At 69.6% G+C, this 12,741-nt stretch carries 13 protein-coding genes and 1 pseudogene; 9 read left to right on the plus strand and 5 right to left on the minus strand.

Annotated elements, in window-relative coordinates:
• A pseudogene (locus B2U11_RS08540) lies at positions 1-318 on the plus strand (primosomal protein N'); the annotation flags it as partial.
• Here the strand turns inward: B2U11_RS08540 and B2U11_RS08545 are convergent.
• Entirely contained in the window at positions 315-722 is a 408-nt protein-coding gene (locus tag B2U11_RS08545) for a Tat pathway signal protein (protein WP_292071092.1), read from the minus strand. The pseudogene B2U11_RS08540 and the gene B2U11_RS08545 sit on opposite strands and share 4 nt — an antisense overlap.
• Before the next feature lie 35 nt (positions 723-757).
• Positions 758-2,230, minus strand: coding sequence for a methyl-accepting chemotaxis protein (locus B2U11_RS08550; RefSeq protein WP_292071094.1), 1,473 nt, complete (start codon positions 2,228-2,230; stop codon positions 758-760).
• A 186-nt stretch (positions 2,231-2,416) separates the two neighbouring features.
• Here B2U11_RS08550 and ahcY point away from each other — a divergent pair, with 186 nt between their 5' ends.
• The 3 genes from ahcY to B2U11_RS08565 all read left to right on the plus strand — a co-directional run bounded on the left by ahcY (position 2,417) and on the right by B2U11_RS08565 (position 5,614).
• Positions 2,417-3,808, plus strand: coding sequence for an adenosylhomocysteinase (gene ahcY, locus B2U11_RS08555; protein ID WP_292071095.1), 1,392 nt, complete (start codon positions 2,417-2,419; stop codon positions 3,806-3,808).
• 24 nt (positions 3,809-3,832) lie between these two features.
• A complete protein-coding gene (locus tag B2U11_RS08560; protein ID WP_292071097.1) occupies positions 3,833-5,038 on the plus strand; it encodes an NAD(P)/FAD-dependent oxidoreductase in 1,206 nt (401 codons plus the stop codon).
• Between the two features lie 249 nt (positions 5,039-5,287).
• Positions 5,288-5,614, plus strand: a complete 327-nt coding sequence (locus B2U11_RS08565; RefSeq protein WP_292071098.1) for a zf-TFIIB domain-containing protein — start codon at positions 5,288-5,290, stop codon at positions 5,612-5,614.
• Positions 5,615-5,622: 8 nt separating this feature from the next.
• Here the strand turns inward: B2U11_RS08565 and B2U11_RS08570 are convergent, their stop codons facing one another.
• Entirely contained in the window at positions 5,623-7,341 is a 1,719-nt protein-coding gene (locus B2U11_RS08570; RefSeq protein WP_292071100.1) for a hypothetical protein, read from the minus strand.
• A 201-nt stretch (positions 7,342-7,542) separates the two neighbouring features.
• Between B2U11_RS08570 and B2U11_RS08575 the strand changes: the two genes are divergently transcribed.
• The 5 genes from B2U11_RS08575 to B2U11_RS08595 all read left to right on the plus strand — a co-directional run bounded on the left by B2U11_RS08575 (position 7,543) and on the right by B2U11_RS08595 (position 11,069).
• On the plus strand, positions 7,543-8,247 hold the full coding sequence (locus B2U11_RS08575; protein WP_292071101.1) for a response regulator transcription factor: 705 nt from the start codon (positions 7,543-7,545) through the stop codon (positions 8,245-8,247).
• Positions 8,216-9,847 carry an ATP-binding protein gene (locus tag B2U11_RS08580; protein ID WP_292071103.1) on the plus strand — a complete coding sequence of 544 codons (1,632 nt, stop codon included), beginning with the start codon at positions 8,216-8,218 and terminating at the stop codon, positions 9,845-9,847. The genes B2U11_RS08575 and B2U11_RS08580 overlap by 32 nt, the downstream gene beginning before the upstream one ends.
• Complete coding sequence (locus B2U11_RS08585; RefSeq protein WP_292071105.1) at positions 9,844-10,272, plus strand: HPr kinase/phosphorylase; 429 nt, start codon at positions 9,844-9,846, stop codon at positions 10,270-10,272. Before B2U11_RS08580 ends, B2U11_RS08585 begins: the two co-directional genes overlap by 4 nt.
• Before the next feature lie 123 nt (positions 10,273-10,395).
• Positions 10,396-10,800 carry a PTS sugar transporter subunit IIA gene (locus B2U11_RS08590; protein WP_292071107.1) on the plus strand — a complete coding sequence of 135 codons (405 nt, stop codon included), beginning with the start codon at positions 10,396-10,398 and terminating at the stop codon, positions 10,798-10,800.
• Entirely contained in the window at positions 10,797-11,069 is a 273-nt protein-coding gene (locus B2U11_RS08595; RefSeq protein ID WP_292071109.1) for an HPr family phosphocarrier protein, read from the plus strand. Before B2U11_RS08590 ends, B2U11_RS08595 begins: the two co-directional genes overlap by 4 nt.
• A 27-nt stretch (positions 11,070-11,096) precedes the next feature.
• On the opposite strand, the gene B2U11_RS08600 is transcribed toward B2U11_RS08595, so the two are convergent.
• Both B2U11_RS08600 and B2U11_RS08605 read right to left on the minus strand, forming a co-directional pair.
• Complete coding sequence (locus B2U11_RS08600; RefSeq protein ID WP_292071111.1) at positions 11,097-11,585, minus strand: hypothetical protein; 489 nt, start codon at positions 11,583-11,585, stop codon at positions 11,097-11,099.
• A gap of 51 nt (positions 11,586-11,636) precedes the next feature.
• The coding region (locus B2U11_RS08605; RefSeq protein WP_292071113.1) for a glycosyltransferase at positions 11,637-12,741 on the minus strand (1,105 nt) is incomplete at its 5' end.

Consider the following 12,741-nt stretch of genomic DNA (forward strand, 5'->3'; position numbering starts at 1 on the left):
ATGGCCGAGCGCGAGATCGCCGCCCTGCCGCCTTACGGCCGCTTGGCCGCGATCATCCTGTCCAGCGAGAACGCCGCAGCGGTGGACAGGGTCGCCGCCGATCTGGCCCAGGCCATCCCCAACGCTGAGCGGCTGGAGGTCTATGGTCCCGCCGACGCGCCCCTGGCCCTGGTGCGGGGGCGACGCCGCAAACGCCTGCTGGTGCGGGCCGATCGCGACGTGGATGTCCAGGCCTTCCTGCGCGCCTGGCTGGGCCGCGTGAAGGTCCCCGGTTCGGTGCGTCTGACCGTCGACGTCGACCCCTATTCGTTCCTTTAGACCGCCATCACCGTGCCCAGCAGCACGCGGGCGCCCTGGCGGCCCAGGGTGGCGTTCGCGGCGGCCTGAAGTTCGGCCGCCAGTTGGTCGACGTTGGGCGCCATGCCGGGGCGAAGGCTGTTGGCGAAGCGCTGGGCCGCGGTGTTGAAGGCGGCGCGCAGGCGGGGCTGGGACTGTTGCGCCCGCGTCCGCAGCGCGGCGTCCGGGACGTCCAGTCCGGTCTCGACCGACAGCACGCCGCGCCTCCCATTGGCGAACAGCAGGCTGGCGGTCACGACGGGAAGGCGGAAATAGCTGTCGGACGACGCCGGCGCGCCCCCGGATGACGCCTTCGCAGCGGCGGGGGCCAGGGCGGCGGGGGGCAGGGCGACGGCGACGAGGCCGATGAGGGCGCGACGATCCATCCGCCGACCCTAGCGCGCCGCTGTTAAGAAACGCCTCATGCGGCCTGGACCCAGCCGGCCCGTGTCGCGGGCTTCAGCCTGAAGGCGTCGACCTGGCGCGCCAGGGTCTCGGCCTCGCCGGCCAGCTGGCGGCTGGCGGCCGTTGCCTGCTCGGTCATGGCGGCGTTCTGCTGGGTGATCTCGTCCAGCTGACTCAGCGCCTGGCGGACTTCGGCCAGACGGTCGGCCTGCTGGCGGGCGGCGGCGGCCATCCCCCCGGCCAGGTCGTCCACGGCGGCGACGCGGCCGCCGATGCGGTCCAGGGATTCGCCCGCCCGCTGGACCAGGGCGACGCCACGGGCGACCTGTTCAGCGGAGGTGGCGATCAGGGTGCGGATTTCGCCCGAAGCCTCCGCCGAGCGCTGGGCCAGGGCGCGCACTTCCTGGGCCACCACAGCGAAGCCGCGACCGGCCTCGCCCGCGCGGGCGGCCTCGACCCCGGCGTTCAGCGCCAGAAGGTTGGTCTGGAAGGCGATCTCGTCGATCAGGGAGGTGAACCGGCCGATCTCGACCGAGGAATCGCGGATGGCGGCCATGGCCTCGGTGGTCTTGTGAACCACCTGGCCGCCGTCGGCGACATCTCGGCGCACCTCGGCCACGGCCTCGGCGGTGTCCTGGGCACCGCCCGCGGTTTGCGACACCGCCTCGGCGATCTCGTCGGCGGTGGCGGCGGTGCGTTCCAGCCCGGCCGCCTGGCGCTCGGTGCGGCTGGCCAAATCGTCGGAGGCGGCAGCCAACTCCTCGGAGCCGGTACGGACGGAGGCGACGCTGTCGGCTACGGCGCCGAAGGCGCGGCGCAGGCTGTCAGAGGCGGCGTTGAAGTCGTGCTGCAGCGCCCGGTACTCGGGTGGAAATTCCTGGTCGATGCGGGCCGTCAGGTCGCCGCCCGCCAAGGTCTTGAGCGCCTGGCCCAGTGCGGCGACCACCGCCTCCTGGCGCGCATCGGCCTCGGCCTTGGCGGCGGCGGCGCGATTCCGTTCGGCCTGGAGCGCGTCCAGGTAGGTGGAGATCGCCAGGTCCATGTCCAGCATCACCCGCTGGTTCAACTCGGCCAGACCTTCGGCCGTCTGACGATCGTGGGCCGCACCGGCGAAGCGCGGCCGGGGACGGCTGGCGACGGCGCGGATCAGCTCGGCCATCACCACGCCGTATCCGCCGATGTACCATCGCGGCTCCAGCCCGATGCGGGCGTGGGTGCGACCGATGGCGGTGACGGCGTCGGCGTAGTCGGCGTCGATGCGGCCGGCGACGATGGCGTCCCAGTGGCCGACCTGGGCGGACTTGGCGCCCTGCACATGGGTCTCATCGCGGAAGAAGCGCCGGGTCTCGGGCGTTGCGCGCACCCGATCATAGAAGGCGTCCAGCGCCCGGGGCAGGGCCTCGCGGATCAAGGCGCCCAAGGCGGCGTAGGCGGGACCGCGCGCGGACAGGCCGGCGAAGGCGGCGCGCTGGTCAAGGGATTGGGTCATGCGGACGCTCACTGAAATCGGCCGGACGCCCCCGTCACGGCGAATGCCCGCATAGAAGGAAGGATTTTAAGTACGGTTAAGGTTGGGGCGGCATCGCATAAGGATATCCTTATGCCTTCGTTGCCCGACGGGCGGCGGCGGGCTATAGGGCGGCCACACGAAGCTCGAACGGCCGGGAGTCCAGCCATGACCGACTACATCATCCGCGACATCGGCCTGGCCGACTGGGGCAAGAAGGAAATCGCCATCGCCGAGACCGAAATGCCCGGTCTGATGGCCCTGCGCGACGAGTTCGGCGCCGATCAACCGCTTAAGGGCGCCCGTATCGCCGGCAGCCTGCACATGACCATCCAGACGGCGGTGCTGATCCAGACGCTGGAGGCCCTGGGCGCGGAAGTGCGCTGGGCCTCGTGCAACATCTTCTCGACCCAGGACCACGCCGCCGCCGCCATCGCCGCCGCCGGCACGCCGGTCTTCGCGATCAAGGGCGAGACGCTGGAAGAGTACTGGGACTACGCCCACAAGATCTTCGAATGGGCGGACGGCGGCTATCCGAACCTGATCCTTGACGACGGCGGCGACGCGACCCTGCTGTGCGTGCTGGGCCCCAAGGCCGAGAAGGACGCCAGCGTTCTCGACAATCCGCAGAACGAAGAGGAGGAAGCCCTCTTCAAGGTGATGAAGCGTTACCTGAAGGAAAAGCCCGGCTTCTATTCGGCCATCCGCGACGCCATCGGCGGCGTGTCGGAAGAGACCACGACGGGCGTCCACCGCCTGTATCAGATGTCGGAACGCGGCGAGCTGCCGTTCCCGGCCATCAACGTCAACGACAGCGTCACCAAGTCCAAGTTCGACAACCTGTACGGCTGCCGGGAATCGCTGGTCGACGCCATCCGTCGCGGCACCGACGTCATGCTGTCGGGCAAGGTGGCGGTGGTCTGCGGCTATGGCGACGTGGGCAAGGGCTCGGCCGCGAGCTTGCGCCAGGGCGGGGCCCGCGTGATCGTGACCGAGATCGACCCGATCTGCGCCCTGCAGGCGGCGATGGAAGGCTATGACGTCCAGACCCTGGACGACGTCTGCGACAAGGCCGACATCTTCGTCACCGCCACCGGCAACAAGGACGTGATCACCGTCGATCACATGCGCCGGATGCGCAACAACGCCATCGTCTGCAACATCGGCCACTTCGATTCCGAGATTCAGGTCGCGGGCCTGCGGAACTTCAAGTGGGACGAGATCAAGCCCCAGGTCGACCATGTCGAGTTCCCGGACGGCAACAAGATCATCCTGCTGTCGCAGGGCCGCCTGGTGAACTTGGGCAACGCCACGGGCCACCCGTCCTTCGTGATGTCGGCGTCCTTCACCAACCAGACGCTGGCCCAGATCGAGCTCTGGACCAACAAGTCGGCCTATGAGACCAAGGTCTACACCCTGCCCAAGCGCCTCGACGAAAAGGTCGCGGCCCTGCACCTAGGCAAGCTGGGCGCCAAGCTGACCGTGCTGAACAAGGAACAGGCCGATTACATTTCCGTGCCGGTCGAAGGGCCGTTCAAGCCCGAACACTACCGCTACTAAGGCGCGTCGTCCGGAGCCGGTCTCGTGAGCCGGGCGTCGTTCGACGTCCTGGTGGTCGGGGCCGGCGCCGCCGGCATGATGTGCGCGATTGAGGCCGGCCGGCGCGGCCGCCGGGTTCTGGTGGTCGACCACGCGGCCCGGCCCGGCGAGAAGATCCGCATCTCGGGCGGCGGGCGCTGCAACTTCACCAACCTGGGCTGCGGACCGGCGAATTTCCTGGGCGAGAATCCCCGGTTCGCGACCTCTGCCCTGCGGCGGTTCACCCAGCACGACTTCGTCAAGCGCGTCGATGGGGCTGGGATCGCCTGGCACGAGAAGACGCTGGGTCAGCTGTTCTGCGACCACAGCGCCAAGCAGGTCGTGGCCATGCTGACCGACGACATGGCCGAGGCGGCGGTCGATCTGCGGATGAAGACCAGTGTGGATCGGCTGTCGCGATCCGGCGACGGCTGGTCGGTCGGCCTGTCCGACGGGTCCGAGATCGCGGCCGCGTCGCTGATTGTGGCCACCGGCGGCAAGTCCATCCCCAAGATGGGCGCGACCGGCTGGGCCTATGAGGTCGCGCGCCGGTTCGACATCCGCGTCACCGAGACCCGGCCGGCCCTGGTTCCCCTGACCTTCGAGGCGGGCCTGCTGGAGACCTTGGCGCCCCTGGCCGGGGTGTCCGTGGACGCCCGGGTCGCCTCCGCGCCGACCGATAAGTGGCGCAAGGCCCGCTTCGACGAGGCGATGCTGTTCACCCACCGGGGTCTCAGCGGACCGGCCATCCTCCAGATCAGCTCCTACTGGCGCGAGGGCGAGGCCGTCGTCGCGTCGATGGCGCCGGGTCTGGACGTGTTCGCGGCGCTGAAGGCCGCGCGGACCGAGAATGGCCGCCAGGCGGTGCACACGGCGCTGGCCCACATCGTGCCGCGTCGATTGGCCGAATACGTCTGCGCGCGCGAGGGCGTGTCGGGAAATCTCGCCGACATCTCGGACAAGGTGCTGCAGCGGCTGGACCAGGCGATCAACGCCTGGAGCGTCAAGCCCGTGGGGTCGGAAGGGTATCGCACCGCGGAGGTGACCTTGGGCGGGATCGACACCGCCGCCCTGGACCAGCAGACGATGCAGGCCAGGGCCGTTTCGGGCCTCTTCTTCATCGGCGAGGCGGTCGATGTGACCGGCTGGCTGGGCGGCTACAATTTCCAATGGGCCTGGTCGTCGGGCTGGGCCGCCGGCCAGGTCTGCTGACCCCTTGCCTCGACCAAGGTCCTGTGGCGCCGCGACGCATGGCGGGCGGGGCGGCGGGCGCCTAGCTTGGAGATGCGGGACGGGCCCCTCTGGCGCCGTTGCCGATCCGGGACCTCCTTCCCTCTCTCGGACGGGTGCGGCGTGATGTCGGACCGCTCGGGAGCGCCGCGCGCGGTTGGGTCTCAGCGCCCTGCCTTCCCCTAAGGACCGCGCCGGCGCCCCGATCCCTTTCGACGTCGAGGACGCCCGATGCCGCTTCTGATGTGCCCCAACGACAACGCCGCCATGCAGACCCTGGAGCGCGGCGGCGTGCAGTTCGACATGTGCCCGACCTGCCGGGGCGTCTGGCTGGATCGCGGCGAGCTGGAAAAGCTGATGGCTTCGGCGACCGAGGAAGGCCGCGCCTCCGCGCCGGCGGCCCAACCCTACGCCCCGCCCGTCCAGCCTCAGACCTCGCCTTGGGGCGGCGATCAGCCCTACCGAGACGACCGGCGCTACAAGGACGACCGTTATCGGGACGACGGCTATCGCTACAAGAAAAAGAAGCGCGACAGCATCTTCGACATCTTCGACTGACGCCCTCGTCAGGCGGCGACGCCGGCGGACTGCATCAGGCCGCGCAGGGCCGCGACCTGCTCGGGCGCGTCGTCCAGGGCGGCGCGTGTAGCGGGGGCGCGAAGAAGCCGGCCGGCCTCGGCCTTGGCGCGATCGGCCGCGGGACCCATCGGGGCGGCCTCGCCCACGGCGAGCCGCAGCAGGGCGGTCAGCTTCTGAACCGGCCCGACGGCGGCGCGTGCGATCTGGGCGGTCAAGCCGACATCGGCCTCCAGTGCGCCGCCGACGACGCCGATGGCTTCATGAATCTGACGCTGCTCCAACTCGCCCAGTTGGGCCGCCTTCACCGAACGTTGCAACCGCGCCAGGACCGCCAGCTTCTGCGACGGGCTGGCGCCGCCCGGCGTCGCCTGGCGCATTTCGGTCTCGAACCGCAGGGACGTCACGCAGGCCTCCAGCCAGCGCGCGGCCGCCCGCTTGTTGGCGCCGCCGGTGACATTCTCGCACAGCCGGGTCAGATGTTCGGCCTCCGCCAGGACGGTGGGACAGTCCTTGACGTAGGCGGCCACGAAGTCGGCCGTGACCAAGGCCTTGGAGCGCTCGACAAAGGCGGTCTGCACCTCGTCCAGCGACAGCAGCCGGGTCGAAGCGGCCGTCAGGGTCATGGCCAGCACGCGCAGGATGTCGATCTCACCTTCCGGATCGTTGGGCCGCAGCCGGCGCGAACTGGACAGTTCGCGCAGCACCATCCGCGCCAGGGTCGCCGCCAGCAGCGGGAATTCGCCCGCCGACAGCCGCTGTCCCAGCCGTGCGGCCGGTCCTTCGATGGTCGGCGTCATCAGCGCCATGCGCGGGTCGCGCGACAGCAGGGCGTCGACCTCTCGCGGCGCCACCATGCGAACCACGGCCGCCAGATTGGCCCCCTGGTCCAGCGCCGGTCCCAGAATCTCCGAAAGATTGGCGCGCACGGCCAGCATCTCGGCGGCGATCTGTTCAACCGCAACCACGACCAAGGCGCGCGGCGGCCCGTCCGGCGGGGCGGCCTCGATCAGGTCCATCAACCGGTCCAGTCTTTCCCTGGCGCCCCTGCAGGCCCTGAGATGACCGGCGACCGCTCCGCCCATGACGAAGGCCCGATCCGGCGCGCCGCCCAGCCGATGCGCCAGGTCGGCGACCGAACGCTCCGCCAGGTCGGGAAAGAGCCCCGCGCGTCCCGCCTTCAGAAGCTGGGCGATCGTCTGCTCCGAGAGCTTCTGATAGTGGCGCATCATGCCGTGCAGGTCCTGGCCCGTGGCCTGGCTCTCGGGCACGGCGACCTTCTGAATGGCGTGCTGAAGCTCCACGCCTGACGCCTCCAACCGCTCGGCCAGATCAGGGCGATGCAGCAGTTCGAAGGCGGTGACGCCCTGCCGGCGCAACCACTCGTCCAGGACGCGGCCGATCAGGCCGCGCGCATGGGGAGCGTAAAGCTCGGCCGGACTGCCGCAGGCCGGTCGCGGCGTGGACTCGGCGACCTTCTTCTTCTTCGGCTCGGGCGCGCCAAGCTCCAGAATGGTCAGGCTGCTGAACTCCATCGTGTCCGGGTCCATCGTCTCCTTGCAGACCCGCACCGCGGCGGCCAGCCGGTCGGCCATCTGGTCCTCGGCCGTCTCTATGGCGTGCTTGCGGTTCTCGGTGGCGATCAGCAGCGACCAGGCCGAGGGCGCGGTCTTGCGGACATAGACTTCGTAATGGATGGGGCCGGCCATGATCCCAGACTGCGTCACAAGGCTTTAAGGCGAGGTTTGCGGGCGGGAAATGCGGCGGTCCGTCGGTCGAAGGCGGCTTATGCGTTGAAAACCACCGGCTGGCGGCCCATCTGAGATCGCCCTAATGTCAACGCGATCGAACGGTTACGCTTGTCGTGCGTTCTCGCTCGCGGGAACGGGAAAGTTCAGGAGATAAGGCCCTTGGCGAACATCACTCTGGTCGACGACGACGAGAACATCGTGGCCTCCGTTTCGCTGGCGCTGGAAAGCCACGGTCACAAGATCACCGCCTACCACGACGGCGCCTCCGGGCTGGCGGCCCTGGAGAGCACGCCGCCGGACCTGGCCATCCTCGACGTCAAGATGCCGCGCATGGATGGGATGGAGGTGCTGCGTCGCCTGCGTCAGACCTCGCAGATTCCGGTCATCATGCTGACCTCCAAGGACGAGGAGATCGACGAGATCCTGGGGTTCAACCTCGGCGCGGACGACTATATCCACAAGCCCTTCAGCCAGCGCCTGCTGATCGAACGGGTCAAGGCGCTGCTGCGTCGGACCGGCGCCGACGGCGGCGAGGCCGAGCCGTCGGCCGACATTTCCGGCAAGGCGATCAAGCGCGGCAAGCTGACCATGGACCCGGCGCGCCACGAGAGCACCTGGGACGGAAAGCCGGTCAAGCTGACCGTTACCGAGTTTCTTCTTCTTCAGGCCCTGGCCCAGCGTCCCGGCTTCGTGAAGAGCCGCGACAACCTGATGGACGCCGCCTACGACGATCAGGTCTATGTCGACGACCGCACCATCGACAGCCACGTGAAGCGGATGCGCAAGAAGTTCCGCGTGGTTGATCCCGAGTTCGACGCGATCGAGACCCTGTATGGCGTCGGCTACCGCTACCGCGAAAGCTGATCCCTCCGGGCGAGAGCCCGAGGACGACACGACGCCCCGCCGGCCGCGGTTCCGCTTCGGCGGGTCGCGGCTGGGCGGCTTCATCCTGGCGCTGAACCTCCTCAGCCTGCTAATTCTGTTCGGCGGGGCGCTGGCGTTGAACGAGTGGAACCGAGGGCTGGTCCAGGCCCGCCAGGAATCCCTCACAGTCCAGGCCGAGCTTCTGGCCAATGTGCTGGGCGAACTGGGCATCAGCCGCGGCATCCCCAGCCCGGAACTGGACCCGTACGAGGCCTCGGCCTGGCTACGGGACAATTTCGTACCGCAGGGTCAGCGGGTCCGGCTGTACGACATCAACGGCCTGCCGCTGATCGACAGCTATCAGGTGACGGAGAACATTCCCGGCGAACCGTTGCCGGCGGCGCGCCCGGCGGGGTCGCCGCCGCCGAAGGGGCTGGACAAGCGCGCGGCCCGCCAGCAGGCCTTGACCGAGGAGTCGGATCGTCAGGTCCAGGCCGAGGTTGAACGCGCGCTGGCGGGCGAACCCCAGGCCACAGTACGGCGCAACGAGGAGGGGGAGCGGGTGGTTTCCGTTTCCCTGCCCATCCGGCACGTGCGTCAGGTTCTCGGCGTGCTGACGCTGGAAGCCGGCAACGTCGACGAAATCCTTGCGGCGCAGCGCGGCGCCCTGGTGCCCTTCGCCCTGGTGGCGCTGGGGGTCAACCTGCTGGCGTCATTGCTGCTCCACCTGTTCGTGGCGCGGCCGATCCTTCGCCTGTCGGCGGCGGCGGATCAGGTCAAGCTGCAGCGGGCGCGCGCCATCTCGCTGCCCGACCTGGAGGAGCGGCGCGACGAAATCGGCGACTTGGCCCGCTCGCTGGAGTCGATGACCGACACCCTGTCCACGCGGATGGACGCGATCGAGCGGTTCGCCGCGGACGTGTCGCACGAGATCAAGAATCCGCTGACGTCGATCCGTTCGGCGCTGGAGACCTTGCCCCTGGTCAAGACGGAAGATCAGCGCGACCGGCTGACGGCCCTGCTGCAGCAGGACGTGCGTCGTCTGGACCGGCTCATCACCGACATTTCCAACGCCTCGCGACTGGACGCCGAACTGTCGCGCGACCGCCCTCGTCCGGTCGACATGAACCGGCTGATCGCCGATATCGTCGGTGTTTACGAGACCACCGCCAAGCCGGGCGACATCCCGGTGGTGCTGACGACGACCGAGGCCGCCATGCGGGTCATGGGGCGCGACGGGCCGCTGGGCCAGGTGGTGCGCAACCTGATCGACAACGCCCGGTCCTTCAGCCCGCCCGGCGGCGCCGTCGCCGTGACGCTGCAGGATATGGAAGACGAGCTGCCGGTCCGCATCCGGGTCGAGGATGACGGCCCCGGCATACCGCCCGACAATCTGGAGACGGTGTTCGAGCGCTTCTACACATCCCGGCCCAAGGGGGCGGCGTTCGGCTCGAACTCCGGGTTGGGCCTGTCGATTGTGCGACAGATCGTGGAGGCGCACGGCGGGCGCGTCTGGGCGGAGAACCGCAGGGACGAGACTGACCGCGTCATGGGCGCCCGTTTCGAGATCGCCCTGCCCGGCGTCGGGCGACGGCCATGATCGGCGATCCGCCCGTCCATGCCTCGACCGTCGCGATCCGGCGCCGGGGCGAATGGGCCGGCGTGGCGATACTGGGGCCGTCGGGGGCGGGAAAGAGCGACCTGGCGCTGCGGTTGATCGGGCGGGGCTGGCGGCTGGTCAGCGACGACTACACCCGGATGTGGGCTTCGGGCGGCGCCCTCTATGCGACGGCGCCGGAGCGGATCGCGGGTCGGATCGAGGCGCGCGGGGTCGGAATCGTGTCCGCCGCGACACGTCAGGTCAGCCGCGTCGTGCTCGCCGTCGCCCTGGTTCCCGAGGCCGTCGAACGCCTGCCCGAGCCGCAGTTCCGGCGTTTCGCGGGCATCGAGACGCCGGTTCTGGCATTGGATCCGCGGCCCGCGTCGGCGGTCGAGATGGTCGCAGCGGCCCTGGAAAGGGTTTGAACCCGCGCGCAACGGGTCTATGACAGCCGCCTTGCGGTTCCGATCGGACGCGGCCGGACTCCCACTCGGTCGGGGGAACGTCCGGGGACGACGCTTCGGGACGGGGATGCGAGTGAAGTCCTTATGATCGGTCTGGTCATCGTCACCCACGGGGGCCTGGCCTCTGAGTTCCTTTCGGCGATGGAGCACGTGGTCGGCCCGCAGCGCGGCGTCGCGGCCATCTGCATCGGCCCGGAGGATGACATGGAGCGGCGCCGCCGCGACATCGTCGACGCCGCCGCCGCCGTGGACGACGGCGAGGGCGTCATCCTGCTGACCGACATGTTCGGCGGCACGCCGTCGAACCTGGCCATATCGGTGATGGAGCAGACCCGCGCCGAGGTCATCGCCGGCCTGAACCTGCCCATGCTGATCAAGCTGGCCAGCGTTCGCGGACGCGAGACGCTGGAGGCCTGCGTGGCCCATGCGCAGGACGCCGGGCGCAAATACATCTCGGTCGCCTCGTGGGTGCTCGCGGGCGACAAATGAGCACCTCGACCACGCTGAACATCTGCAATGCGCGCGGCCTGCACGCCCGCGCCTCGGCCAAGTTCGTCAAGCTGGCGTCCAGCTTCGACAGTGAGATCAAGGTCTCGCGCGACGGCGTGACGGTGGACGCCCGCTCGATCATGGGCTTGCTGATGCTCGGCGCGGGGATCGGCTGCGAAATCGATGTCGCGGCGGAAGGACCGGATGCGCGGGAGGCCCTCGCCGCCCTGTCCGACCTGGTCGCCCGAAAGTTCGACGAGGACCAATAGGCCTTCGCCAGCTCAGCGGTCGGCGCCCTATTGAACCGGCGTCTCGGGCGGGGCCTGGGGCGCGGGCTGAGCATCGGGCGCGGGGCGAGGGTTCGCCAGGGCGTGCAGCACGGTGCGGGCGATTAGATCAGGCATGGCGCGGATCTTGGCCCCGTTGTTGACCGCCTCGTCCCTGAGCGCCTGCGCGGCCTCGGCATCGGCCGCAGCGTCGGCTCGCGCATTGAGGAAGGCCTCGGCCGAGGCGGCCAGATCGTCCGCCTGAACCCGATAGGGCGCGATGATGGCCTCCTTGTCGCCGTCCGGCCAAGCCGCGACCAGTTCGTCCTGCATCCGCACCAGCCCGTCGCGCAGGGCGGTCGCCTTGGCTTCGATGGCCTGCTCCTCCGGCGACTTCTCGGCCGCGGCGGGAGCCGAGGCCTCGCTCGTGGTCGGCGAAGGTTCGGACTGCGCGTGGGCCGCAACGGGAAGGACGGCCAGCGCCAAGGCGCAACAGGCGGCGGACAGGGTGGGGCGCATATGAAGGCTCCTGATCTGGAGAACGCTTCTAGGCCCGACTCCGGCCTCGGCTCAAGCGCGAGCAGGCGGCGGCCGAAGGCGTGAGAACGGGCGCAGGGTGCGGTCGAAGTGCGGATTGAAGCCGGGGTCGCGTCCAAAACGCTCGCCCCAGCGCGCCCACAGGATGGCGGAAGCGGCGTCTGCGCGCGCCTGACGCTCCGGATCGGTGTTGAAACCCCGCGTCCGCGATTCCAGGTGGTAGAGGGTGGCGTAGGGATCGTAGAGCACGCGGAGCCCCTCGGCCTGGGCCCGCAGACACAGGTCCACGTCGTTGCCTTCGACCGGGAAACTGGCCGCGTCGAACCCGCCCAGGCGCCGAAAGGTCTCCGCCCGCACGGCCATGCAGGCGCCGGTCACGGCGACGGCCGAACGCAGCAGGCCGTGGCGGCCCAGGTAGCCGGGATCGCTCCCGGGCGCCCCGACGCCCTCATGGACCAGAAAGCCCTCTCGCTGTTCGCGCGCTACGAAGCCTGCATGCTGGATCGCCCCGTCGCCATAGACCAGGCGGCACCCGACCACGCCGACCTCGGGCCGCATCGCCTGTGCGGCGAGTTCGTCCAGCCAGTCCGGGCTCAGCACGACGGTGTCGTTGTTCAGAAAGATGAGAACGTCGGCCTCCGTCTGAGCCGCCGCCAGATTGTTCATCAGCGCCCAATTGAACTCGCCTTGGTGGGGCAGGATGCGAGCGTGACCGCCGGCGGCCAGTTCCGACAGGTAGGCCAGGGTCTCCGGCTCTCGACTCTCGTGGTCGATGATCAGGATTTCGGCTTGGACGCTGTTTGATGCGGCGTGCGCCAGCACGCTGTCCACGCAGGGCCGCAGAAGGTCCAGCGCGTCTCGCGTGGGGATGATGATGGCCGCGCTCACCTGCGGCGCCGGGCGGCGCACGCGCACCGCGCCAGGGATGTCGGCGCCCAGGATGTCGGTTCGCGGCTCGGTCGGAAGGCCCAGGCGGCGCCGAACGCACTCTGACCAGGGCGCCAGGTCATCCTCGCGCGCGGGCGAAGACACCAGCACGCGCGGGACATGGGCGACGGCGGCGGCCGGCAGGGCCAACAGGGCGTCGGCTCCGCACAGGTCGCCCGCTTCGGGTTGCAGGCCCGCCCGATCCAGCGCC

The organism is Brevundimonas sp. UBA7534 (assembly GCF_002479325.1).
In the GTDB taxonomy this organism is placed as follows: Bacteria; Pseudomonadota; Alphaproteobacteria; order Caulobacterales; family Caulobacteraceae; genus Brevundimonas.

Bases quoted from the DNA above. Each gene is read 5' to 3' on its own strand.
- B2U11_RS08545 (WP_292071092.1), bottom strand. From the start codon at position 722: ATGGATCGTCGCGCCCTCATCGGCCTCGTCGCCGTCGCCCTGCCCCCC.
- B2U11_RS08550 (WP_292071094.1), bottom strand. From the start codon at position 2,230: ATGACCCAATCCCTTGACCAGCGCGCCGCCTTCGCCGGCCTGTCCGCG.
- ahcY (WP_292071095.1), top strand. From the start codon at position 2,417: ATGACCGACTACATCATCCGCGACATCGGCCTGGCCGACTGGGGCAAG.
- B2U11_RS08565 (WP_292071098.1), top strand. From the start codon at position 5,288: ATGCCGCTTCTGATGTGCCCCAACGACAACGCCGCCATGCAGACCCTG.
- B2U11_RS08570 (WP_292071100.1), bottom strand. From the start codon at position 7,341: ATGGCCGGCCCCATCCATTACGAAGTCTATGTCCGCAAGACCGCGCCC.
- B2U11_RS08580 (WP_292071103.1), top strand. From the start codon at position 8,216: ATGGCGTCGGCTACCGCTACCGCGAAAGCTGATCCCTCCGGGCGAGAG.
- B2U11_RS08585 (WP_292071105.1), top strand. From the start codon at position 9,844: ATGATCGGCGATCCGCCCGTCCATGCCTCGACCGTCGCGATCCGGCGC.
- B2U11_RS08590 (WP_292071107.1), top strand. From the start codon at position 10,396: ATGATCGGTCTGGTCATCGTCACCCACGGGGGCCTGGCCTCTGAGTTC.
- B2U11_RS08595 (WP_292071109.1), top strand. From the start codon at position 10,797: ATGAGCACCTCGACCACGCTGAACATCTGCAATGCGCGCGGCCTGCAC.
- B2U11_RS08600 (WP_292071111.1), bottom strand. From the start codon at position 11,585: ATGCGCCCCACCCTGTCCGCCGCCTGTTGCGCCTTGGCGCTGGCCGTC.